Consider the following 22,173-nt stretch of genomic DNA (forward strand, 5'->3'; position numbering starts at 1 on the left):
TTAGTGAAAGGGTGGTTGTCGAGTGGTCGAGTACCGCATCGACCGGCGCAGCGGTGTCGCCACATACGTCCAGATCGTCCATCAGACGAAGCAGGCCCTGCGCCTGGGCGTCCTCGAACCGGGCGACAAGCTCCCCACGGCCCGTGAGGTCGTGGAGGCCACCGCGATCAACCCGAACACCGTCCTGAAGGCCTACCGCGAGCTGGAGCGCGAGGGCCTGGTCGAGGCCAGACGCGGTCTCGGCACCTTCGTACGGCGCTCCCTGGGCGCCGCACCCGCCGACCACACCGCCCTGCGCTCGAAGCTGACCGCCTGGCTGGACGAGGCGCGCGGTGAAGGCCTGGAGCGCGAGGACATCACCGCGCTCTTCAACTCCGTACTGGACGAGAAGTGCCCTGCCGAAAAGGGCCACGAGGGGGAGCGATGAGCAGGGACGAAGAAGGGATCGCACTGGCAGCGGTCGGGCTCGGCAAGCGGTACCGGCGCCGGCGCGGCCCCGTACTGCGGAACTGCTCCTTCCGTCTGCCCGCCGGACGGATCTGCGCCCTGGTCGGGCCGAACGGCGCGGGCAAGTCGACCCTGCTGTCGCTGGCCGCCGGCCTGATCCGCCCCACCGAGGGCACCCTGACCGTCCTGGGCACCACCCCCGCCGAGGCCCGTACGCGCTTCGCGTACGTCGCGCAGAGCAAGCCGCTGCCGCCCCAGCTCACCGTCGCCGCCACCCTCCGTCTCGGCGCCGAACTGAACCGCGCCCGCTGGGACCGGGCGGCCGCGGAACGGATCGCGTACGGACCTCTCGCACCGGGGGGTGACCGGGACGGCGCCCTGGACCCCACTTCCAAGATCCGCTCTCTCTCCGGCGGCCAGCGCACTCGTGTCGCCCTCGCCCTGGCCTTCGGCAAGCGGCCCGAGCTGATGCTGCTGGACGAGCCGATGGCCGACCTCGACCCGCTGGCCCGGCGCGAACTCCTCGGGGCGCTGCTCGGCGAGGCCGCCGAGCACGGCACGACGATCGTGATCTCCTCGCACGTCATCGCCGAACTGGAGGGCGCCTGCGACCACCTGCTCCTCATGGGCGGCGGCCGGATCAGACTCGGCGGCGACCCGGAACAGCTGCTCGCCGCGCACACCCTGCTCACCGGCCCGGCGCGCGACCTCACGGGCCACACGGTCGTCGAGTCGCGTGACGCCGGCCGCCAGCTCACCGCGCTGATCCGCCCGGGCGGCCCGCTGCCCGACGACTGGCAGACCGCCGCGCCCTCCCTGGAGGAGCTGCTCCTGGCCCACCTGCGCAACCCCGACGCACCCGACCTGTTCACCGAGGAGACCGTGGAGACCGACGAGAACGAGGAGAACGCGCGCGCATGACGACTCTCCCCACCTCGCCCCTCACGTCCCCACGCGAAGACCACTCCCTGTCCCTGCGCGGAAGCCGCGGCCTCGTCTGGTCCGTGCTGCGCCTGCACCGGGCGGCCCTGTGGATCTGGCTGCTGCTGCTCGCGGCCGTCTCGGCGACCATGCTGTGGGCGTACGGTCCTGGCTTCGACGCCGCTGCCGCGGATCTCCGGCAGCAGTGCCGTGACAGCGTCGTGGCCTGCCACTTCCCCAGCGGCCCCTGGTACGGCAAGTACGACACGGCCGTGGCGCTCAGCACCCTCGTCGTCGCCTATCTCCCCTTCCTCGTCGCCGTCTGGGCCGGTGCGGCCCTCATCGGCCGCGAGCTGGAGACCGGCACCGCGCACCTCGCCTGGACCCAGTCCGTCTCCCCGGCCCGCTGGCTCGCCGCGAAGCTCGCCGTTCCGGCGCTGCTCATCACGGCCGGAACCGCCGTACTGATCCCGCTGCACCGCCTGATGTGGAACGGCGGTGAGGAGCTGCTCTGGGCGGACTGGTACGACCAGGACGCCTTCCACGCCAATGGCACCGTCGCCCTCGCCTACGCGCTGTGCGGCCTGGCCGTCGGCGCCCTCGCGGGCCTGCTCCTCGGCCGCGCGCTGCCCGCCCTGGGCGTCGCCTTCGCCGCCATGCTCGCCATCACCTACCTGGGCAACGATTACCGCCCGAGCATGTGGCGCACGGTCACGGTCACCGGCGCCAAGGCACTGAACCTGCCGGACGACTCCCTCCGACTCGACCAGGGCGTGATCACCACCGAGGGCACCCGCATCGGCAACAACCTGGCCTGCACCGACGCCCTCGACGGCGCGGCCGACCTCAGGCGCTGCATGGCCCGCGGCGGTCTCAGCGACATCTGGGCCACCTACCACCCGCGGTCCCACTTCTGGCCCCTCCAGCTCGCGGAGACCGGGATCGTCCTCGCCGTCGCCGCTCTCGCGGTCATCGCCGCGTTCGTCCTGCTCAACCGCCGTGTCGCGACCGCGTCCGCCGCCGCCTCCGTCCCGCCCGACCGTCGTACCGCCGCAGTGGGAGCCGCCGTATGAGTGCCTTCGCCGTCAAAGGAACAGCCGAGGAGGCCAGGGCCTTGCCCCGTGGGCCGGTCCGGGGGCTGCCGTGGACCGTGCTGCGCCTGCACCGCGCGGCGCTGGTCGTGTGGGTCACCTTCCTCCTGGCCGCCGTCGGCACGCTGGTCTGGGAGGTCGAGGTCATCGCGGACTCCGTACGGGAACGGATCGCATCCTGCGGTGAGAACGGCGGTCTGTGCCGGCTCACGACCCTGGTCGACTACAGCGGGACCATCAGCTGGGCCTCCACCCTCGTCTACTACAGCTTCTTCGCCGTGGCCGCGTTCGCCGGCGGCGCGCTGATCGGCCGTGAGCTGGAGAACGGCACCGCGCAGCTCGCCTGGACGCAGTCCGTCTCGCCGACGCGTTGGCTGGCCGCGAAGCTCGCGGTGCCCGCGGTGCTGCTCGTGCTCGGCGGCACCGTGTTCGTCCTCGTGTTCCGGTGGGCCTGGGCGGCCAACCGGGACCTGATGGGCGACGACTGGACCTTCAACGACGTGTTCGCCGCGCGGGGGCCCGCCCTGGTGGCGTACGGCCTGTGCGGGCTGGCCGTCGGGGCGCTGGCGGGGGTGGTGCTGCGACGTTCGCTGCCCGCGCTCGGGATCTCTTGCGTCGTGATGTACCTGCTCAACCACAATCTGGAGAAGCACCGAGTGGACCTCTGGCCGACGGTTGCCTCCGGCGGTTCAACGGTCGGCGGGCTGCCCGATGATGTGTGGCAGGTGGGCGACGGGAGTTTCCACACCCAGTCCCATTACTGGCCGATGCACCTGGTGGAGACTGGGATCGTGCTGGGTGTCGCTGGTCTTGCCACTGCGGCGGCCTTTGGACTGCTGCGGCGCCGTACGGCCTGAGCGCTTCGTTTTGAGTGCGGGCCGTCCGTGGCTGGTCGCGCAGTTCCCCGCGCCCCCTTCGGGGGCGCGGCAGTCCCTCGGAACGTACCCGCCAGCCATGTAGACGCCTGGGAGCCGTCCCCCGCTATCCCGCACGTCATGTCGCCGTAACCGTTGATTCAGACGGGCTTGCGACGCTCAGCGAATGAACCCCGCCGTGCCCGAGCCTTCGCCTCCGCCGGAGCCCGAGCCCTCGCCCGTGAGGGAGAACGGAAGCCTGCACGTCCCCGTAGCGCTCCCGCCCGCTCTGTCCGACGCGCCCGTTTCCGTCCCGGCGCGGAAGAATGGGTTCATGAGCCAGCCCAATGCCCAGACGCAGGTACAGCACGCGCAGCCGTCCGTCGGTTCCATAGCCGCGCACCGCCCCCACACGGTGGCGGCGAACGTCTCCGACCTGGAGCCCGACCTCGACGCCGATCTCGACGCGTACGAGGACTCGGTACAGGACGGTGTCCAGCTCCCGCAGGGCCGTTTCCTGGACCGGGAGCGCAGCTGGCTCGCGTTCAACGAGCGGGTGCTCGAACTCGCCGAGGACCCGAACACGCCCCTTCTCGAACGGGCGAACTTCCTGGCGATCTTCGCCAGCAACCTGGACGAGTTCTTCATGGTCCGCGTGGCCGGCCTGAAGCGCCGCATCGCGACCGGCGTCGCCACCCGGTCCGCCTCCGGGCTCCAGCCCCGTGAGGTGCTGGAGATGATCTGGGCCCGCTCCCGCGAGCTCATGGCCCGGCACGCCGCCTGCTACCAGGAGGACGTGGCCCCCCAGCTCGCGGAGGAGGGCATCCACCTCGTCCGCTGGAGCGAGCTGTCCGAGAAGGAGCAGGCCCGCCTCTTCACGCTCTTCCGCCACCAGATCTTCCCGGTCCTGACCCCGCTGGCGGTCGACCCCGCGCACCCCTTCCCGTACATCTCGGGCCTGTCCCTGAACCTGGCCGTGGTCGTACGGAACCCGGTCTCCGGTCACCGCCACTTCGCGCGCGTGAAGGTCCCGCCGCTGCTCTCCCGCTTCCTGGAGGCCTCCCCGAACCGCTACGTCCCCATCGAGGACGTCATCGCGGCCCACCTGGAGGAGCTCTTCCCGGGCATGGAGGTCCTGGAGCACCACACGTTCCGCCTCACCCGGAACGAGGACCTGGAGGTCGAGGAGGACGACGCCGAGAACCTGCTCCAGGCCCTGGAGAAGGAGCTCATGCGGCGCCGCTTCGGCCCGCCGGTGCGCCTGGAGGTCGAGGAGTCCATCGACCGGTACGTACTCGACCTGCTGGTACGGGAGTTGAAGATCGGCGAGGCCGAGGTGTACCCGCTGCCGGGCCCCCTGGACCTCACCGGCCTGTTCGGCATCGGCAAGCTCGACCGGCCCGAGCTGAAGTACCCGAAGTTCATCGCGGGCACCCACCGGGACCTCGCGGAGGTCGAGTCGGCGTCGGCGCCCGACATCTTCGCCGCCCTGCGCGAGCGCGATGTCCTCCTGCACCACCCGTACGACTCCTTCTCCACCTCCGTCCAGGCGTTCCTGGAGCAGGCGGCGATGGACCCCGACGTCCTGGCCATCAAGCAGACCCTGTACCGGACCTCGGGCGACTCGCCCATAGTCGACGCCCTCATCGACGCCGCCGAGTCCGGCAAGCAGGTCCTCGTCCTCGTCGAGATCAAGGCACGTTTCGACGAGCAGGCCAACATCAAGTGGGCCCGCAAGCTGGAGGAGGCGGGCTGCCATGTGGTCTACGGCCTCGTCGGCCTGAAGACCCACTGCAAGCTGTCGCTCGTGGTGCGCCAGGAGGGCGAGACCCTCCGCCGCTACTGCCACGTCGGCACGGGCAACTACCACCCCAAGACGGCCCGGTTGTACGAGGACCTGGGGCTCCTGACCGCCGACCCGCAGGTCGGCGCGGACCTCTCCGACCTCTTCAACCGGCTCTCCGGCTACTCCCGCCGCGAGACGTACCGCCGTCTCCTCGTCGCCCCCAAGTCCCTGCGCGACGGCCTGATCGCCCGGATCAACAAGGAGGCCCAGCACCACCGTGCCGGACGTCCCGCGTTCGTGCGCATCAAGGTCAACTCGATGGTGGACGAGGCGATCATCGATGCCCTGTACCGCGCGTCCCAGACGGGCGTGCCGGTGGAGATCTGGGTGCGCGGAATCTGCGCCGTACGGCCCGGAGTCCCCGGCCTGTCCGAGAACATACGCGTACGGTCCGTCCTCGGCCGCTTCCTGGAACACTCCCGTGTCTTCGCCTTCGGCAACGGCGGCGAGTCCGAGATCTGGATCGGCAGCGCCGACATGATGCACCGCAATCTCGACCGCCGTATCGAAGCCCTGGTCCGGGTCACCGACCCGGCCCACCGGGCGGCCCTCAACCGGCTCCTCGAGACCGGCATGTCCGACACCACTTCCTCCTGGCACCTCGGTCCCGACGGCGAATGGACCCGGCACGCGAACGACGCCGACGGCCAGCCGCATCGCAACATCCAGGAGATGCTCATAGACGCCCGGAGGCGCCGGCGTGGCACAGCAACACCTTGACCCCACGGCCGGACCCGTGGCCGGGGACACCCTGGCGGCCTATCTCCAGGGCCAGGCCACGGAGTTCCTGCGCGCGCTGCGCCAGCACCGCGAGACCGGCGGCGCGACGGGCGGGAACGCGAACGGCTCGGAGGAGACCGTGGACGCGGCGCGCGCGCTGCGCCGCTCGGCCCGCCGCATCAGCGGCACGCTGCACACCTTCCGGCCCCTGCTCGACGAGGGCTGGTCGGAGGGCATGCGACCCGAACTGGCCTGGCTTTCGGGGACGTTGGCACGGGAGCACGCCTACGGGGCCCGTCTGGAGCGGCTGTTGGCGGCACTGCACCGCTTGTCGGGCTCGTCGGCGTTCCCGTCCCAGGCCACCTCCGAAGAGCGGCCGGACAAGGGCAACTTGACGGTCGGCGCGGCCAAGGCGGGTGCCCTCCTGGAGCGCCAGCTGACCCTCGCCCGGACGCGCGCCCACTCCGCCGCGCTCCAGGCCCTGGGCTCGAGCCGCTTCCACGCCGTCGCCGACAACGTGGCCGTGCTCGCCAGCGAGGTCCCGCTGACCGCGTCCGCGACCACGGCAGGGCTCAAGCCCCTGGCCGCCGCCGCGGAGGAGCGCCTCTGCGATGCCGTCGCCGGGCTGCCCCTGATCACCGCGGGCCACCCGTACAACGCGGAGGCCCTCGTCCACGGCCTCTCCGCGGACACGGCTCCGCAGCCCCAGGACGCCCCCTGGCACCAGGTCCGCCTCCTGCTGCGCCTGCACCGCTACGCCCGGGAGGTCCTGTTCGGCGACGAAACCCCCGTGGACGTACGCCTGTTGAACGCGGGCCAGGCCCTGGACCGGCACCGGGACGCGGCGGAGGCGGCCGCGGCGGCGGCCTCCGCGGCCCGCACCCCGCGGATCGCCCCGGCGACGGCGTACGCGCTCGGGGTACTCCACGCGGATCAGCGACACGAGGTGGAAGCGGCCCGATTCGCCTTCCAGCGGGTCTGGCTGAGGGAGACGGTCGGTACTCCGTAACCGACGGAGGCCCCGTACACGCGAGGGGAGGCCCTGTGCACGCGATGAACGGCGATCCCGTACTGGCGGCGGGCTGTGTCCTGTGGCGGCACTCGCCGGTCGACGGCGAGCTGGAGATCTGCCTGGTCCACAGGCCGAAGTACGACGACTGGTCGCATCCGAAGGGCAAGTTGAAGCGCGGCGAGGCTCCGCTGGACTGCGCGGTCCGCGAGGTCGAGGAGGAGACCGGCCACCGCTGCGTCCCGGGCCCACAACTGGCCACGCTCCACTACATGGCGAACGGCCGCCCCAAGCGGGTGAGTTACTGGGCGGCCCAGGCGACCGAGGGCCACTTCACGCCCAACCGCGAGGTCGACCGCGTCCGTTGGCTCCCCCCGGCGGCGGCCCGCGAACGCGTCACCCAGATGCGCGACCAGGGGCTGGTCGACGAGCTGCTGGCGGTCCTGCGGCACGCGTGAGATCCGACCTCGGACACGGTCCGTCGAACACAAGTGACGGAACGGTTAACACCGCCGGAACGATCTTTCCGCGCCGTTCTCTGTGACTCCTGTGAATGTTGAGATGTGAGTGCACCACCTGGCACGAGCACCCCAACTCGCCTTACTCACTGAGGAGTTGCCAGCACGATGCACATCAAGAGAAGCGCCGCCCTTGTCGTGGCCGCCGCGGCGATCGCGACCGGCGTGAGCATGGCCCCGGCCGCCGCCGCCCAGAACAACGGCGTATGCACCACCAGCGTGAGCTCCAACCTCTTCGGCGAGCTCTGTCTGTACTACAACTCCGGCCTGAGCGGCTCCCACGCCGACTTCAACGTGCCCACCAGGGACCACGCCGGCTACGTCTTCAGCTCCAGCGGCGCGGGCCAGGGCCAGCAGGTGAAGAACAACGCCGCGGGGGCCACGAACCTCGACACCGAGTGCACGGCGAGCGTCTACTTCAACAGCGGATGGAGCGGGGTCGCCGACTACATCCCGGCGAGGTCGTCCGTGGAGCGCTTCGTCCGCGTCTACAACGAGAACGCCTCCAACCACTGGGAGTGCCCGTGACCCAGCGGCCGCGGGGGCGAGCGATCGCCCCCGCGGCCGCGGCCGTCGGCGCCCTGCTGCTGACGTCCTGCGGCGGCGGCTCCGGCTCGCCGGAGAACACCACCCCGAAGCCCGGCCCCTCGGTAGAGGTGAAGCTGCGGGCACCGCTCCTCCAACGCCCCGTCGACCAGGCCCGGTTGCTCCCCTCCGAGCTGGCCGCCGTCGGCCGCGCCGAGCTGATCACCCGGGCCGCCTGCATGCGCCGCTACGGATTCGACTACCGCGTCGACTTCACCAAGAGCCTGCACGCCACGCTCCCCGACCGCTCGTACGGCGTGATGTCCGAGGAGCAGGCGAGCCGGTACGGCTACCACATGGCCCCGGACGTCGACCCGCGCGTACCGGCGAACCAGGAGAAGCAGACCGACCTGGTCAGCGCCGAGAAGGCCCGCACCGCCGAGGACCGCAGAGTCGAGCACCTCCTCCTCTACGGCAGCGAGTCCGACCGGATCACCGACGCCGACATCCAGCGCGGCGAGAGCGCGCGGCCGCGGGCCGAGGCGAAGGTCATCGGCGAGTACAAGGGCAAGCCCGTACGCGAGGGCGGCTGCTACGAGGAGGCGCGCACCGCGATCGTCGGCGACGGCGGCTCCGAGCGCAATCCGGTCGCCATGGGCATCTACCTCAGGTCCTTCGACGAGGCCAGGAAGGACCCCGAGGTCCGCAAGGTCGTCAAGGCCTGGTCGTCGTGCATGGCGCGCAGGGGATACGAGTACGACACCCCTCTCGACGCCGGAAACGACCTGCCCACGGCCAGGAAACCGGCCCCCGACGCCCACGAGAAGAAGGTCGCCCTCGCGGACATCGCCTGCAAGAACGACACCTCGCTGATCCGCGTCTGGTCGACGGTCGAGGCCCGCTACGAGCAGCGCGCGATGGCGAAGGAGAAGAAGGCGATCGCCGCGGAGACCGAGCGGAAGCGGGGCATGGTCCGCCGTGCGCTCGCCGTGCTGGGGTCGACCGAGGGCGCCGCGGACTAGCCGCGGATTCAGACGCGGATTTCAGCCGCGGCTAGAGGTCACGCGTCAGGGCGGAGCCGTTAAGTGCCCCTCCGCGTCGGAGCGGGCGAGGCTGCGGGCGCGGCGGGCCGGGCCTCTCCAGCCACAGGAACAGCGTGCCAGGCAGAAACGGCCCTGTTCGACCGTCGTCGTGCGGTGTCTCGGTAGATCGGTGTGCTCGTACTGCGCCACGCCAACCACGGTACCGACCCTTGCCGCTGTGACATAAGCAGCCGCACCGCGGGCTTCCCCGGGCAGTGCCCCGGCGTGACAACACCCCCCACCCGTCGTTAAGCGGAACGACAGGAGGCCCGCGTAAGGAGACGGCCCGGCTGGGGGTAGGCAGGCGATGGTGGAGCGGCAGCAAAGGCGCAGGGGCGGTGCGGTCGCCCTGGCCGCCGCGGCGGCGGGGGTGATGGTCTGCACTGCCGGATGCTCGGGAAGCGGGGCCGCCGCCGAGGACGCGCGAGCCGCCCGGGACCCGGTCGAGACGCTCCGCCAGGCCGCCGGGAACCTGGTGGGCGCGGGCAGTTCCAAGGCCCGTACGTCGATGGAGATGGCCATCGGCGGCACCCGCGTGACCATCCGCGGCGAGGGTGTCTACGACTACGGGGACCAGATGGGCCGCCTGAAGGTGCTCCTCCCCCAGGACCCGGCCGGCACCGACCAGCACCGCCCGATCACCGAACTCCTCGCGCCGGGCGCCCTCTACATGAAGAACCGCGGCGCCGGCGTCCCGGCGGACAAGTGGGTACGCGTCGACACGGCCACGCTCTCCGACGGGAACCTGGTCACGGGCGGTGCGACCGACCCGTTCGCCGCCGCCGAGCTGCTCCGGGGCACGCGAAAGGCGACGTACGTGGGGAAGACGTCCGTCGCGGGCACTCCCGTGCGGCACTACCGCGGGACCGCCGACCTCGGCGCGGCCGCACGCGGCGCCTCGGCCGGCAACCGGGCGTCCCTGCAGGCGGCGGCGAAGGGCTTCGCCACGACGGCGGTCCCCTTCGACGCCTACCTCGACGACCAGGGACGTCTGCGCAAGGTCCGCCACCGGTTCAGCTTCGTGAACGGGCAGCAGAAGGGCACGGTCGCGGTCTCCTCCACGACCTTGCTGTACGACTTCGGGGCCCCCGTCGACGTACGGCTGCCGGACGCGAAGGACATCTTCGCCGGGCGGATCGCCGAGTAGCGGAACGACGGAGAACGGCAGAGGGACCGGACGGCGGGAGGCCGGAATGTGCGGGGCCGGAAATGGTCCGTTGGTGCCATGCGCTGTCCGTAGGCCGCTCCCTACTCTAGGAAGTCGGTGACGGCAGGAAGAGGTGATGCACGTGGCTCCGGCGCGCGGTACGGCAGTTCAGGACCACGTGGCCCTCGCCGAGATCGAGCTGTGCGGCGACCTGATCATCGCTGCCTCGACCGCCCGCGAGGACCGGCTCAGCCCGGACCGTATCGACGAGGTGCTGAAGTTGGCAGAAGAACGCTTCCTAGAGGAACACGGAGCGGACGCCGACGAGTGACACCGGTCGCGGGCAGGCGCCCCTTCAGGGGCGCGAGGAACTGCGCGACCAGCCGACGACAACCCGCAGACAACGCACAAGCCTTACCGGTTCCACCCCCGGAGGGTCACGTACGCAGGAGCCGTCCGATCGCCTTCGTGGCCTCCTCCACCTTGGCGTCGACCTCCGCGCCGCCCTTGACGGCCGCGTCCGCGACGCAGTGACGCAGGTGCTCCTCGAGGAGCTGGAGGGCGAAGGACTGGAGGGCCTTCGTGGAGGCGGAGACCTGGGTGAGTATGTCGATGCAGTAGACGTCCTCGTCGACCATGCGCTGCAGGCCACGGATCTGGCCCTCGATCCGGCGCAGCCGCTTGAGGTGCTCGTCCTTCTGCTTGTGGTAGCCGTGGATCCCGCGGTCGTGATCGGTCACGATCTCCTGGGCTCCGGCCTCCTGGACCTCTCCGGAGGGCGCCGTCGCGCCGGCCTCGGTGGTCGTCATCGCGTCCTCCTGCTGACTGATACCCCTACTGGGTATATGGTAACGAACTTTGCTGGGTATAGGGCCCTTGGGCAACGTCCTCGAAGGACCCCGTGCTGATCACTTTGCCCGATGGGCGACACTGGTGGGCGGCCGGTTAGCCGTGGCCGGATGATGCACCTAGCATCAGCCTGACTGAAACCGAAGCAATCCGAGGACCCCACGTGCGATTTCGTCTGACCCCCAGGGAGACGAGCTTCTACGACATGTTCGCCGCATCCGCGGACAACATCGTCACGGGCTCGAAACTCCTGATGGAACTGCTCGGGGCGGACTCGTCCGGCCGGGCCGAGATCGCAGAGCGTATGCGGGCCGCTGAACACGCCGGTGACGATGCCACTCACGCGATCTTCCACCAGCTGAACTCCTCGTTCATCACGCCGTTCGACCGTGAGGACATCTACAACCTCGCCTCGTCCCTCGACGACATCATGGACTTCATGGAGGAGGCCGTCGACCTGGTTGTCCTCTATAACGTCGAGGACCTGCCGAAGGGCGTCGAGCAGCAGATCGAGGTACTGGCGCGGGCGGCCGAGCTGACCGCGGAGGCCATGCCGAACCTTCGCACCATGGACAACCTCACCGAGTACTGGATCGAGGTCAACCGCCTCGAGAACCAGGCCGACCAGATCCACCGCAAGCTGCTGGCCATGCTCTTCAACGGCAAGTACGAAGCCATCGAGGTACTGAAGCTCAAGCAGATCGTCGACGTCCTGGAAGAGGCCGCCGACGCCTTCGAGCACGTGGCCAACACGGTGGAGACCATCGCGGTCAAGGAGTCCTGACCCCTTCATGGACACCTTCGCCTTGATCGTGACCATCGGCGTCGCGCTCGGATTCACCTACACCAACGGCTTCCACGATTCGGCCAACGCCATCGCCACGTCCGTGTCCACGCGCGCGCTGACGCCGCGTGCGGCGCTCGCGATGGCCGCGGTGATGAACCTCGCCGGCGCGTTCCTCGGCAGCGGGGTCGCCAAGACCGTCAGTGAGGGCCTGATCGAGACACCGCACGGCAACAGGGGCATGTGGATCCTGTTCGCCGCCCTGGTGGGCGCGATCGTGTGGAACCTGATCACCTGGTACTTCGGCCTGCCCTCGTCCTCCTCGCACGCGCTGTTCGGCGGCATGGTGGGCGCGGCGCTCGCGGGCGGCATCGGTGTGATCTGGTCCGGCGTCCTGGAGAAGGTCGTCATCCCGATGTTCGTCTCCCCGGTCGTCGGCATGCTCGCCGGATACCTGGTGATGTGCGCGATCATGTGGATCTTCCGCCGCTCCAACCCCCACAAGGCGAAGCGCGGTTTCCGTATCGCGCAGACCGTGTCGGCGGCCGGTATGGCCCTCGGTCACGGCCTCCAGGACGCCCAGAAGACGATGGGCATCGTGGTGATGGCGCTGGTCATCGCGGATGTGGAGGACGCGGGTGATCCGATCCCGGTGTGGGTCAAGATCGCGTGTGCGGTGATGCTGTCCCTGGGCACGTATGCGGGTGGCTGGCGGATCATGCGTACGCTGGGTCGCAAGATCATTGAGCTCGACCCCCCGCAGGGTTTCGCGGCCGAGACCACGGGTGCGTCCATCATGTTCACGACGGCGTTTCTCTTCCACGCGCCCATCTCCACGACCCACGTCATCACCTCCGCCATCATGGGCGTCGGTGCCACGAAGCGTGTGAACGCGGTCCGCTGGGGTGTCGCCAAGAACATCGTCCTCGGCTGGTTCATCACCATGCCGGCGGCGGCGCTCGTCGCGGCGACGAGCTTCTGGATCGTGAACCTGGCGTTCCTGTAGGGGCCGGGCCTGTTCTCGCCCCCGCCGCCCCTACCCGTCCCATCCCTGGGGGCTGCGCCCCCAGACCCCCGCTGTCGGCCTAGCGGCCTCGTCCTCAAACGCCGGACGGGCTGAAAATCAGCCCCTCCGGCGTTTGAGGTGCGGGGGTTCGGGGCGGGAGAAAGCCAACGGGCCCACCCCCCGGGAGCCGGGAGGCGGGCCCTATTGGGCCCCGCGGTGGCACCGCCATGCAGCACCGCGAGGGGTCTTGGAGGACCGGAGAAACGGCGGGATCAGCCGAAGCGGCCGGAGATGTAGTCCTCGGTCGCCTGGACGGACGGGTTGGAGAAGATCCGCTCCGTGTCGTCGATCTCGATCAGCCGACCGGGCTGCCCGACAGCGGAGAGGTTGAAGAACGCCGTACGGTCCGACACACGGGCCGCCTGCTGCATGTTGTGCGTCACGATGACGATCGTGAAGCGCTCCTTCAGCTCACCGATCAGGTCCTCGATCGCGAGGGTCGAGATCGGGTCGAGGGCCGAGCAGGGCTCGTCCATCAGCAGAACCTGCGGCTCGACGGCGATCGCACGGGCGATGCACAGACGCTGCTGCTGACCACCGGACAGCCCGGAGCCCGGCTTGTTCAGACGGTCCTTGACCTCGTTCCAGAGGTTGGCGCCCTTGAGCGACTTCTCGACGACATTGTTCAGCTCGGACTTCTTGTACTGACCGTTGAGCTTCAGCCCCGCCGCCACATTGTCGAAGATCGACATGGTCGGGAAGGGGTTCGGCCGCTGGAAGACCATGCCGATGGTGCGCCGCACGTTGACGGGGTCGACACCGTTCGCGTACAGGTCCTCGTCGTCGAGGAGCACCTTGCCCTCGACCCGCCCCCCGGGCGTGACCTCGTGCATGCGGTTGAGCGTGCGGAGGAACGTGGACTTGCCGCAGCCGGACGGGCCGATGAAGGCCGTCACCGAACGCGGCTCGACCGTCATCGAGATGTCTTCGATTGCCTTGTGGGCGCTGTAGTAAGCGGTCAGTCCGCTTACGTCGATTCGCTTGGCCATGGGATCACTGCTTCTTTCGCGGGGTAAGTCTGGTCGCTGTATGGCCGCGTCAGCGACCGGTCTTCGGGGCCTTCCAGCGGGCGATGCCGCGGGCCGCGAGATTGAGGATCATGACGATGATGATCAGGGTGAGCGCCGCGGCCCAGGCACGGTCGTAGGCCGCCGCGTTGCCCGCGCTGTTCGCGTACTGCTGGTAGATGTAGAGCGGCAGCGAGGCCTGAGCGCCTTCGAACGGGTTGTTGTTGATGAAGGCGCTGCCCCACACCAGCAGCAGGACCGGCGCGGTCTCACCGGCGATGCGCGCGACCGCGAGCATCACTCCGGTGGTGATACCACCGAGAGAGGTCGGCAGAACCACCTTGATGATGGTGCGCCACTTCGGGACACCCAGCGCGAGCGAGGCTTCGCGCAGCTCGTTCGGAATGAGCTTGAGCATCTCCTCCGTGGACCGGACCACGACCGGCATCATCAGGATCGCCAGGGCGAGCGAACCGGCGAACCCGAAGGGCTGCAGCTCCAGCTGGAGCATGATGGCCAGGATGAACAGACCCGCGACGATCGACGGGATGCCCGTCATGACGTCGACGAAGAAGGTGACCGACTTGGCGAGCCTGCCCCGCCCGTACTCGACGAGGTAGATCGCGGTGAGCACACCGACCGGCACGGCCATCACCGTGGCGAGGCCGACCTGCTCCAGGGTGCCGATGATGGCGTGGTTGATGCCGCCGCCCGGCTCGGTGTCGGCGACCACGCCCATCGAGTGGCTCAGGAAGTAGCCGTCGAGCACCTTCACACCGCGGCTGATCGTCTCCCAAATGAGGGAGGCCAGCGGGATGACGGCGAGCAGGAAGGCGACCCAGACGAGGCTGGTCGCGACCCGGTCCTTGGCCTGCCGACTGCCCTCGACCTTGACGCCGAGCGCGTAGTTGACCAGCACGAAGAGCAGTGCGGCGATCAGGGCCCACTGGATCTTGCTGTCCAGGCCCGCGGCGGCGCTGATGCCGAGGCCCGCGCCCACGGAACCCAGGGCGACCGCCCACGGGGTCCAGCGGGGCAGCCTCGCGCCCTGCAGGGTGCTGGGGCGCTTGTCCATGACGACGTTGCTCATGCGTTGGCCCCCGAGTACTCCTTGCGGCGGGCGATGATCATGCGTGCCGCGCCGTTGACCAGCAGGGTGATGACGAACAGGACCAGACCGGAGGCGATCAGAGCGTCCCGGCCCGTCTCGGTGGCCTCACCGAACTTGCTGGCGATGTTCTGGGCGAAGGTGCCGCCGCCCCCGTCGAGCAGGCTGGCCTCGATCAGGAAGTTCGGCGAGAGCACCGTGGCGACGGCCATCGTCTCGCCGAGCGCGCGGCCGAGGCCCAGCATCGAGGCGGAGATCACGCCGGAGCGGCCGAAGGGCAGCACTGACATGCGGATGACCTCCCAGCGCGTGGCGCCGAGGGCGAGCGCGGCTTCCTGGTGCATCTGCGGCGCCTGGCGGAAGACCTCGCGGCTCACGTTCGTCACGATCGGCAGGATCATGATCGCGAGCAGGATGCCGACGGCGAACAGGGAGCGCGGCTCGAGGCCCTGCCAACTGAAGATGCCGGTCCAGCCGAGGTACGCGTCGAGCCAGCCGTACAGGCCCTTCAGGTTCGGTACGAGAACGAGGGCGCCCCAGAGGCCGTACACGATGGACGGGACGGCGGCCAGCAGGTCGATCACGTAGCTGATGAGGCCGCCGAGCCTGCGCGGGGCGTAGTGCGTGATGAACAGCGCGATGCCCACGGAGATCGGGACCGCGATCACCATGGCGATGATCGAGGAGACGATCGTGCCGTAGGCGAGGACCGCGATGCCGAACCTCGGCGGGGTGGAGTTGGCCTCCCACTCGAAGGCGGTGAAGAAGTTGGCCTCGTCCGCGGAGATGGCGTCGATCGCACGGTAGGTGAGGAAGGCCGCGATCGCGGCCATGATCACCAGGAGGAGGATGCCCGAGCCGCGGGAGAGACCGAGGAAGATCCGGTCTCCGGGGCGGGTGGCGCCTCGTGCGGCGCGCTTCTGCTCGGCGGTCGGCGTGGTGGTGGGGGGCGGTACTGGTGCGTCTTGAGTAGATATGTCCATGGAGTTCTCCGGTCTGCGGAGCCCCTTGGGGTGGAGGGCTCCAGGCGGCGGTGCACCGGACGGTGCGGCCCGCTTCCGGTTTCACCGGGGGCGGGCCGCACACTCAGGTCAGCTCAGGCCGGCGACGGTCGTGCGGACCTTGGTGATGATCTCTTCGGGCATGGGGGCGTAGCTGGCGTCCTTCAGGATCGCCTGGCCCTCCTCGCTCGTGACGTAGTTGAGGAAGGACTTGGTGGCGGCGAGGGTCTCCGCCTTGTTGCCCTTCTCGCACACGATCTCGTACGTGACGAGGGTGATCGGGTAGGCCCCGTCCGTCTTCGGCTCGTAGTTCAGCTCGAGGGCGAGGTCGTTGCCCTCGCCGACGACCTTGGCCTCGCCGATCGCCTTGGTGGCGTTGTCGACGGTGGCCTCGGCCGGCTCGGCGGCCGCGGTCTTGATCTTGACCGTCTGGGCGTCCTTGGCGTACGAGAGCTCCATGTAGGAGATCGCGCCGGCGGTCTGGCTCACCTGCTGGGCGAGACCGGAGGAGCCGTTGGCGGACTGGCCGCCCTTGGCCTCCCACGCCTTGCCGCCCTCGTACTTCCAGTTCTCGGGGGCCGCGGCCTTCAGGTACTTGGTGAAGTTGTCCGTGGTGCCGGAGTCGTCCGAGCGGTGGAACGTCTGGATCTTGGTGCTGGGAAGCTTCGCCTCCGGGTTCAGCTTCGCGATCGCCTCGTCGTTCCAGGTCTTGATCTCGTCGTTGAAGATCATGGCCAGGGTCTTGGCGTCCAGCACCAGGCCGTCCACACCCGGCAGGTTGTAGGAGACCGCGATCGGGCCGCCGACCGCGGGCAGGTCGATCGCCTGGCTGTCCTTGCAGACTTCCTTGGACTTGGCGATCTCCTCGGCGTCCAGCGGGGAGTCGGAGCCGGCGAACGCGGTCTGGCCCTGGAGGAAGTTGGTGATGCCGGCGCCGGAGCCGTTCGGGTTGTAGTTGATCCGAACGTCCTTGCAGGAGGCCGTGTACGCCTTCACCCAGGCGTCCACCGCGTTCTTCTGCGCGGAGGAGCCGGCGGCCAGCAGTTCGCCCTTGGCGTCGTCACACTTGATGGCGCTGTTGGCGGCAGTGCTCTCGCCGTTGCCGGTGTCGCCGGTGTCGTCGGAGCCGCACGCCGTCAGCGCCAGGGCGCCGGTGACGGCGACAGCACCGAGCGAAAGGGCGCGAAGCCGGTTCTTGCGCTGAAGCTTCACTTTCGGGAGTTCCTTCCAGGAGCCGCCGTCTGCTGGCGGCGTGCGAGGTCGTGGTGCAGCCTCTCGTCCGCACGAGACTGCCGTCGTACTGTCTTCATCGAGTGGCACGTGGGCGCGCTTCCGCTCGCACCACGCACCGGGTAAGGCCGAAATTAGGCAGATCAGGTGAAGCGGCCAATGGCCGTGAGTGAACGGAAGGTGAACCCCTGCCGTCAGTGCGGTGAGGTCACGGAATGCTCACGGGGAGAACACGCGAGGGTCCCGAAGAGCGGAAGCGCGTCCTTCGAATCCTCCACCCACCTTTCCCCACCTTTCGCCGATTCCGCTTCCGACCTACTCGCCCCGGCTCGGGCCGACCCACCCTTGGCCGAAATCCGACGGTAGCCCAGGCGCCCCATAGGGGCGCGGGGAACTGCGCGACCAGCCCCGACGAACCCGCACCCACCCGACAACGGCCGGAACTCCTGCCTTAAACAGAGCCCGCACTGGAACCCGCCGGAACCGAAGCCCGTCTCGTTCCCTGGAACAAGGGGAGGCGCACATGCAACGGCGTACGTTCATAGGCGGCGCCGCCGCACTGGCGGCGACGACGGCGACGGCCGCGTGCACGGGCGGCTCCGGCCCGGGATCCGGCGGCGGCGGGCCCCGTACGTCCGGTACGCCGCTCAAGCCGACCGGCGCCTCCGCCGCGGCGGACTGGAAGGCCCTGGCCAAGGACCTCGACGGCCCTCTGAGCCGCCCGGGCGACGCGAGCTGGGCGGCGGCCCGCCAGCTCTACAACACCCGCTTCGACGCACTCAGGCCGACGGCAGTCGCGTATGTCTCCCACGCCGACGACATCCGTACGGCACTCTCGTACGCCCGCTCCCACGACATCCGCGTAGCGATCCGCAACGGCGGCCACTCGTACGCCGGCTGGTCCTCGGGCAACGGCCGCCTGATCGTCGACGTGTCGAAGCTCTCCAAGGTCCGGGCGTCCGGCAACGAGGCCGTGGTCGGCGCGGGCGCGAAGCTGATCGACGTCTACCGTGCGCTCGCCGCGAAGGGCGTCACGATTCCGGCGGGCTCCTGCCCGACGGTGGGCGTCTCGGGCCTGACGCTGGGCGGCGGCCACGGCGTGGTGTCCCGTGCCTACGGCCTGACCTGCGACAGCCTCACGCAGGCGACGCTGATCACGGCCGACGGCAAGCAGCTCACCGCGAGCCCGACCGAGAACAAGGACCTGTTCTGGGCCCTGCGCGGCGCGGGCAACGGCAACTTCGGCGTCGTCACCGAACTCCGCTTCAAGACGCATCCCGCGCCGCAGGGCGTCTCGGCGTTCATGTCCTGGCCGTGGTCCAGGGCCGCCGCCGTCATCAGCGCCTGGCAGGAGTGGGGCCCCGACCAGCCCGACGAGATCTGGTCCTCCTGCCATTTCGCGAACGCGGCCGGCGGCACGCCCACCATCTCCGTCTCCGCGTTCTCCCTCGGCACGTACGGCGAACTCCAGAACGCCGTCGACCGCCTCGCCACCCGCATCGGCGCCTCCGCCCGCAGCGTCTCCCTCAAGCGCCGCTCCTACGAGGAGTCGATGGAGGTGTACGCGGGCTGCTCGACCTTCCCGACCGACGCCCAGTGCCACCTCCCCGGCCCGACACCGGGCCGCTCCCCCGAGGGCGCACTCGGCCGCGAGACATACGCGGCCCGCTCGGACTTCTTCGACCGCTCGATCGGGGCGGCGGGCATCCAGACCCTGCTGTCCCAGATCACCGCGGTCCGTGGCGGCACAGGCAGCATCGCCCTGACAGCCCTCGGCGGCGCGATCAACCGAGTCGACCCCACGGCAACGGCCTTCGTCCACCGCCGGTCCCGCATGCTGGCCCAGTACATCGCGGCCTGGCGCCCGGGCACCTCGGGCGCGACGTCCGAGTCCTGGCTGACGCAGACCCACACAGCGATGAGGCCGCACGCCTCGGGCGCGGCCTACCAGAACTACACAGACCCCACTCTCACAAACTGGCGAGAGGCCTACTACGGCTCAGCGGCACCCCGCCTGAAGACCCTGAAGACGAAGTACGACCCGAGCGGCTTCTTCAAGTTCCCACAGGCGCTCTAGCCACGACTCCGCATGACACCTTCGGGCTCAGCGGCCTGGGGAGCCCCTTTAGGGGCGCGGGGAACTGCGCGATCAGCCCCCACCAACCCGCACCCGGCAACGAACGCCAGAAGCCCCTTGCCTACGCCGCCAGGTCCCGCTCCTCCACCTCGGCCTCACTCAGGGCCCCGGGAATCACTTTTCCCTGCTCCCCGGCGGAGCCTCCCGCCCGGATCAACCACCCAACCCGAGGCGACCTCTCCACCGCCGCCACAACAGGCGTCAGCAAAGCCGTGGCAAGCGGCGAAAGCAGCAGCACAACCGCGGTCCCCAGGGCAAACCCACCGATCACGTCGGTCGGATAGTGCACGCCCATATAAACCCGGCAGAACCCTTCAAGCAGCCCGATCCCTATCCCCACAAGCCCGAACTTCCGATGCGCGACAAAAAGCCCGACCCCCATGGCCATGGTGAGAGTCGCGTGATCGCTGACAAACGAGTAATCGGTCTTGCCGCCGACAAGAACATCGAGCCCGTCATGGTCGACAAAAGGCCGAGGCCGCTCCACAAAGCCCCGTATCGGCACATTCACGAGTACGGCGATCCCGGCGGCAAGCGGCGCCCACACCAACGCGGCCACGGAGGAGGCGGCACTCTCCCCGCCCTTCCGCCGCACAGCGAGCCAGCACCAGAGCACTAGCAGCACCATGGCGAGCAGGAGCCCCCACTCACCCACGAACTCCATGACGCGGTCGAACCAGCGCGGCGCGTCTTTGGCGAGACCATTGATGTCGTACAGCAGGTCGACGTCAGGGTTCGATCCGGATTCGGCGAGACCAGCCATGGTGCCTTCGGCCCCTTCGTCGTCATCTTCCCGGCGCACCTCCGGTGCGCCGCGCCATCAACCCCCGTCGTCGGCTACGTCATCAGGAACGCACACTCCCCTTCAGTACGTTCCACCCTCCACCGAATGATCACTCAGACGTTATCGAAGAGAGATACATCGCCGCAGCTCAGGGGAGGGTTTCACACAGAGGTAGGCAATGCTTTCGCGCCATCTTCGGTGACCCGGGTCGCCCCGAAGTAGTCGGGTGTGTCGATCGGGTCGAACCGGATCACGGCCCCCGGCCGAGGCGCGTCGATCATGTACCCGCCGCCCACGTAGATGCCCACGTGCCGGATGGCCCGGGAGTTGGTGAGGTCGTCCGAGAAGAACACCAGATCCCCCGGCAGCAGCTCGTCGCGCTTGGGGTGCGGCCCGGCGTTGTACTGGTCGTTGGCCACGCGCGGCAGCTTGATCCCGACGCTCTCGTACGCGGCCTTGGTCAGCCCCGAGCAGTCGAAGCGTCCTCCCTGGTCAGCGGTACCGTTCCCGCCCCAGAGATAGAGCGTCCCGAGCTTCTTCTGCGCGTAGTAGATCGCGCCGGCGGCCTGCTGCGAGGGCTGCACACGACCGACCGGAGCGGCGAAGCTGTCCTCCAGCGTCGTGATCGTCTTCACGTAGTTCTGGGTTTCCTTGTACGGCGGCACGCCCCCGTATTTGATGACGGCGTACGCCCCCGCGTTGTACGCGGCGAGCATGTTCTTCGTCGGGTCTCCGGGCGCGTCCTTCACGTACTTCGCGAGCGTGCAGTCGTACTTCGCGGCCGATGGAATCGCGTCATTCGGGTCCCATACGTCGCGGTCGCCGTCCCCGTCGCCGTCGATTCCGTGCGTGGCCCACGTTCCCGGGATGAATTGCGCTATCCCCTGCGCGGCGGCCGGACTCTTGGCGTTGGGATTGAACCCGCTCTCCTGATACAGCTGCGCGGCGAGAAGTGCCGGATTAATGGCGCTGCACAGATTGCCCCACTTCTGCACGAGCGGCTGATACGCCGCGGGTACGGCCCCTTTGGCCAGGCCACGGGCCCCCTGCCCCACGCCGTTGGCGAGGTTCCCGGCGGTCATGTAGACCCCGACGACCAGCAGCATGACGAAGCTGAGCCCCGCCCCCACCGCGACGGTCGCCACGATCCACGCCTTACGCACCGTCAACCGCCCCTCGCCGCACGGTAGTCCGCCGAGCGTCAGTGTAGAGGCGCCCGCCCCGCCACGGAATGATCATCCACCGGCCGTCCGGTACAGCTCGGCGGCCTCGTCCCCCAGGACCACGCTGTACGACACGTCATCCGTGTCCCCGCCTTCAAGATGCCCGCCCAGCACCCCGACGACGTGCCCGCGACCGTCCAGCCAAGGGCTGCCGCTGGTCCCGCCGCTGAACCCCGGACAGGCGACGCGCTGCTGGCTGTCTCCGTACGCCGCGGTCAGGTTCGTACAACTGACGGGCGTCTCACGGGATTTGGGATACCCGACGAGGGTGACAGCCCGACCGGTCCCTCGATGACCCCTGCCGAGGGTGTTCGCCCCCACGACATCCTCGATCTCCTTGTCCTCCTTGTCGCTCCGGGGAGCGACACGAGCGAACGCGACATCGCTGTCCTCGTCCTTCCGCCCCTCCCACCCCGCGGAGACGTACGTCCGCGTCACGGCCCACTCCCCGTACGGCGCCCGCCCGTCCCGATACCCGGGCGCGAAGACGAGGTCCCCGCCACCGCCCAGACAGTGAGCGGCCGTGACGATGAGATCCCGCCGCTCGCTGCGCACCACGGAGGCGGTGCAGAAATGCACCCCGTCCCTGCTGAGCACTCCGACCCGGTCATTACGGGGGGTCGCGGGAGCCGTCTCGGTGACGCCGAGCGGTACGGGGGTGTGCGCGGCCGCCGCGGGGATCGAGCCGGCGGCCAGCAGGACGACGACGGCGAGGAGGAGGTGCCGTCGGACACCGGGGAGACGGGTGGGGCGTTTCATCGGGAAAAGCCTTGCCACACGAGGTGAGAGGAATTCCTGAGCGCGGCTGAGAATCCCGTGTGAAC

General features: G+C 69.3%; 22 protein-coding genes. 14 read left to right on the forward strand and 8 right to left on the reverse strand.

Features of this window, described 5'->3' with window-relative positions:
* Positions 1-22 precede the first annotated feature (22 nt).
* The 11 genes from GAS53_RS41985 to GAS53_RS42035 all read left to right on the forward strand — a co-directional run bounded on the left by GAS53_RS41985 (position 23) and on the right by GAS53_RS42035 (position 10,491).
* Complete coding sequence (locus GAS53_RS41985; RefSeq protein ID WP_151483033.1) at positions 23-427, forward strand: GntR family transcriptional regulator; 405 nt, start codon at positions 23-25, stop codon at positions 425-427.
* The gene (locus tag GAS53_RS41990; protein WP_151483034.1) at positions 424-1,368 is read left to right on the forward strand and encodes an ABC transporter ATP-binding protein; all 945 of its coding nucleotides are present in this window, start codon (positions 424-426) and stop codon (positions 1,366-1,368) included. Before GAS53_RS41985 ends, GAS53_RS41990 begins: the two co-directional genes overlap by 4 nt.
* Positions 1,365-2,441, forward strand: coding sequence for an ABC transporter permease (locus tag GAS53_RS41995; protein WP_192583506.1), 1,077 nt, complete (start codon positions 1,365-1,367; stop codon positions 2,439-2,441). The genes GAS53_RS41990 and GAS53_RS41995 overlap by 4 nt, the downstream gene beginning before the upstream one ends.
* Positions 2,438-3,316, forward strand: a complete 879-nt coding sequence (locus GAS53_RS42000; protein WP_225859420.1) for a hypothetical protein — start codon at positions 2,438-2,440, stop codon at positions 3,314-3,316. Before GAS53_RS41995 ends, GAS53_RS42000 begins: the two co-directional genes overlap by 4 nt.
* 184 nt (positions 3,317-3,500) lie before the next feature.
* Positions 3,501-5,879, forward strand: a complete 2,379-nt coding sequence (locus GAS53_RS42005) for an RNA degradosome polyphosphate kinase (RefSeq protein WP_404829406.1) — start codon at positions 3,501-3,503, stop codon at positions 5,877-5,879.
* Complete coding sequence (locus GAS53_RS42010; RefSeq protein WP_151483035.1) at positions 5,860-6,888, forward strand: CHAD domain-containing protein; 1,029 nt, start codon at positions 5,860-5,862, stop codon at positions 6,886-6,888. The genes GAS53_RS42005 and GAS53_RS42010 overlap by 20 nt, the downstream gene beginning before the upstream one ends.
* Before the next feature lie 44 nt (positions 6,889-6,932).
* Positions 6,933-7,346, forward strand: coding sequence for an NUDIX hydrolase (locus GAS53_RS42015; protein WP_151483069.1), 414 nt, complete (start codon positions 6,933-6,935; stop codon positions 7,344-7,346).
* A 168-nt stretch (positions 7,347-7,514) separates the two neighbouring features.
* Positions 7,515-7,934 carry a peptidase inhibitor family I36 protein gene (locus GAS53_RS42020; RefSeq protein WP_151483036.1) on the forward strand — a complete coding sequence of 140 codons (420 nt, stop codon included), beginning with the start codon at positions 7,515-7,517 and terminating at the stop codon, positions 7,932-7,934.
* On the forward strand, positions 7,931-8,953 hold the full coding sequence (locus GAS53_RS42025) for a hypothetical protein (RefSeq protein ID WP_151483037.1): 1,023 nt from the start codon (positions 7,931-7,933) through the stop codon (positions 8,951-8,953). Before GAS53_RS42020 ends, GAS53_RS42025 begins: the two co-directional genes overlap by 4 nt.
* Positions 8,954-9,320: 367 nt before the next feature.
* A complete protein-coding gene (locus tag GAS53_RS42030; RefSeq protein ID WP_151483038.1) occupies positions 9,321-10,160 on the forward strand; it encodes a hypothetical protein in 840 nt (279 codons plus the stop codon).
* 136 nt (positions 10,161-10,296) lie between these two features.
* Positions 10,297-10,491 (forward strand): hypothetical protein, encoded by a 195-nt coding sequence (locus GAS53_RS42035; protein ID WP_192583508.1) that lies wholly within the window; start codon positions 10,297-10,299, stop codon positions 10,489-10,491.
* 106 nt (positions 10,492-10,597) lie between these two features.
* Here GAS53_RS42035 and GAS53_RS42040 read toward each other — a convergent pair whose 3' ends face one another.
* Positions 10,598-10,969: a metal-sensitive transcriptional regulator gene (locus GAS53_RS42040; protein WP_151483039.1), complete on the reverse strand. Its 372-nt coding sequence runs from the start codon at positions 10,967-10,969 to the stop codon at positions 10,598-10,600.
* Positions 10,970-11,172: 203 nt separating this feature from the next.
* Between GAS53_RS42040 and GAS53_RS42045 the strand changes: the two genes are divergently transcribed.
* Together GAS53_RS42045 and GAS53_RS42050 are read left to right on the forward strand one after the other, a co-directional pair.
* Positions 11,173-11,793: a DUF47 domain-containing protein gene (locus GAS53_RS42045; protein WP_151483040.1), complete on the forward strand. Its 621-nt coding sequence runs from the start codon at positions 11,173-11,175 to the stop codon at positions 11,791-11,793.
* 7 nt (positions 11,794-11,800) lie between these two features.
* Complete coding sequence (locus GAS53_RS42050) at positions 11,801-12,799, forward strand: inorganic phosphate transporter (protein ID WP_151483041.1); 999 nt, start codon at positions 11,801-11,803, stop codon at positions 12,797-12,799.
* 272 nt (positions 12,800-13,071) lie between these two features.
* On the opposite strand, the gene pstB is transcribed toward GAS53_RS42050, so the two are convergent.
* From pstB to pstS, 4 genes are all read right to left on the reverse strand, one after another.
* The gene (gene pstB / locus GAS53_RS42055) at positions 13,072-13,848 is read right to left on the reverse strand and encodes a phosphate ABC transporter ATP-binding protein PstB (protein ID WP_151483042.1); all 777 of its coding nucleotides are present in this window, start codon (positions 13,846-13,848) and stop codon (positions 13,072-13,074) included.
* 49 nt (positions 13,849-13,897) lie between these two features.
* Positions 13,898-14,956: a phosphate ABC transporter permease PstA gene (pstA, locus tag GAS53_RS42060; RefSeq protein ID WP_151483043.1), complete on the reverse strand. Its 1,059-nt coding sequence runs from the start codon at positions 14,954-14,956 to the stop codon at positions 13,898-13,900.
* On the reverse strand, positions 14,953-15,957 hold the full coding sequence (gene pstC / locus GAS53_RS42065) for a phosphate ABC transporter permease subunit PstC (protein ID WP_151483044.1): 1,005 nt from the start codon (positions 15,955-15,957) through the stop codon (positions 14,953-14,955). The genes pstA and pstC overlap by 4 nt, the downstream gene beginning before the upstream one ends.
* 108 nt (positions 15,958-16,065) lie before the next feature.
* Positions 16,066-17,187 (reverse strand): phosphate ABC transporter substrate-binding protein PstS, encoded by a 1,122-nt coding sequence (gene pstS, locus GAS53_RS42070; protein ID WP_151483045.1) that lies wholly within the window; start codon positions 17,185-17,187, stop codon positions 16,066-16,068.
* A gap of 541 nt (positions 17,188-17,728) precedes the next feature.
* Here pstS and GAS53_RS42075 point away from each other — a divergent pair.
* Entirely contained in the window at positions 17,729-19,282 is a 1,554-nt protein-coding gene (locus GAS53_RS42075; RefSeq protein WP_151483046.1) for an FAD-binding oxidoreductase, read from the forward strand.
* Positions 19,283-19,403: 121 nt separating this feature from the next.
* Here GAS53_RS42075 and GAS53_RS42080 read toward each other — a convergent pair whose 3' ends face one another.
* The 3 genes from GAS53_RS42080 to GAS53_RS42090 all read right to left on the reverse strand — a co-directional run bounded on the left by GAS53_RS42080 (position 19,404) and on the right by GAS53_RS42090 (position 22,108).
* Positions 19,404-20,105, reverse strand: coding sequence for a phosphatase PAP2 family protein (locus GAS53_RS42080; RefSeq protein ID WP_151483047.1), 702 nt, complete (start codon positions 20,103-20,105; stop codon positions 19,404-19,406).
* A 182-nt stretch (positions 20,106-20,287) separates the two neighbouring features.
* Entirely contained in the window at positions 20,288-21,295 is a 1,008-nt protein-coding gene (locus GAS53_RS42085; RefSeq protein WP_225859421.1) for a C40 family peptidase, read from the reverse strand.
* 66 nt (positions 21,296-21,361) lie between these two features.
* Complete coding sequence (locus tag GAS53_RS42090; RefSeq protein WP_151483049.1) at positions 21,362-22,108, reverse strand: trypsin-like serine peptidase; 747 nt, start codon at positions 22,106-22,108, stop codon at positions 21,362-21,364.
* Positions 22,109-22,173 lie beyond the last annotated feature (65 nt).

It is taken from the genome of Streptomyces albicerus (genome assembly GCF_008905045.1).
In the GTDB taxonomy this organism is placed as follows: domain Bacteria; phylum Actinomycetota; class Actinomycetes; order Streptomycetales; family Streptomycetaceae; genus Streptomyces; species Streptomyces albicerus.

Bases quoted from the DNA above. Each gene is read 5' to 3' on its own strand.
- GAS53_RS41990 (WP_151483034.1), top strand. From the start codon at position 424: ATGAGCAGGGACGAAGAAGGGATCGCACTGGCAGCGGTCGGGCTCGGC.
- GAS53_RS41995 (WP_192583506.1), top strand. From the start codon at position 1,365: ATGACGACTCTCCCCACCTCGCCCCTCACGTCCCCACGCGAAGACCAC.
- GAS53_RS42000 (WP_225859420.1), top strand. From the start codon at position 2,438: ATGAGTGCCTTCGCCGTCAAAGGAACAGCCGAGGAGGCCAGGGCCTTG.
- GAS53_RS42005 (WP_404829406.1), top strand. From the start codon at position 3,501: ATGAACCCCGCCGTGCCCGAGCCTTCGCCTCCGCCGGAGCCCGAGCCC.
- GAS53_RS42015 (WP_151483069.1), top strand. From the start codon at position 6,933: ATGAACGGCGATCCCGTACTGGCGGCGGGCTGTGTCCTGTGGCGGCAC.
- GAS53_RS42020 (WP_151483036.1), top strand. From the start codon at position 7,515: ATGCACATCAAGAGAAGCGCCGCCCTTGTCGTGGCCGCCGCGGCGATC.
- GAS53_RS42030 (WP_151483038.1), top strand. From the start codon at position 9,321: ATGGTGGAGCGGCAGCAAAGGCGCAGGGGCGGTGCGGTCGCCCTGGCC.
- GAS53_RS42035 (WP_192583508.1), top strand. From the start codon at position 10,297: ATGCACGTGGCTCCGGCGCGCGGTACGGCAGTTCAGGACCACGTGGCC.
- GAS53_RS42040 (WP_151483039.1), bottom strand. From the start codon at position 10,969: ATGACGACCACCGAGGCCGGCGCGACGGCGCCCTCCGGAGAGGTCCAG.
- GAS53_RS42050 (WP_151483041.1), top strand. From the start codon at position 11,801: ATGGACACCTTCGCCTTGATCGTGACCATCGGCGTCGCGCTCGGATTC.
- pstB (WP_151483042.1), bottom strand. From the start codon at position 13,848: ATGGCCAAGCGAATCGACGTAAGCGGACTGACCGCTTACTACAGCGCC.
- pstA (WP_151483043.1), bottom strand. From the start codon at position 14,956: ATGAGCAACGTCGTCATGGACAAGCGCCCCAGCACCCTGCAGGGCGCG.
- pstC (WP_151483044.1), bottom strand. From the start codon at position 15,957: ATGGACATATCTACTCAAGACGCACCAGTACCGCCCCCCACCACCACG.
- GAS53_RS42075 (WP_151483046.1), top strand. From the start codon at position 17,729: ATGCAACGGCGTACGTTCATAGGCGGCGCCGCCGCACTGGCGGCGACG.
- GAS53_RS42080 (WP_151483047.1), bottom strand. From the start codon at position 20,105: ATGGCTGGTCTCGCCGAATCCGGATCGAACCCTGACGTCGACCTGCTG.
- GAS53_RS42090 (WP_151483049.1), bottom strand. From the start codon at position 22,108: ATGAAACGCCCCACCCGTCTCCCCGGTGTCCGACGGCACCTCCTCCTC.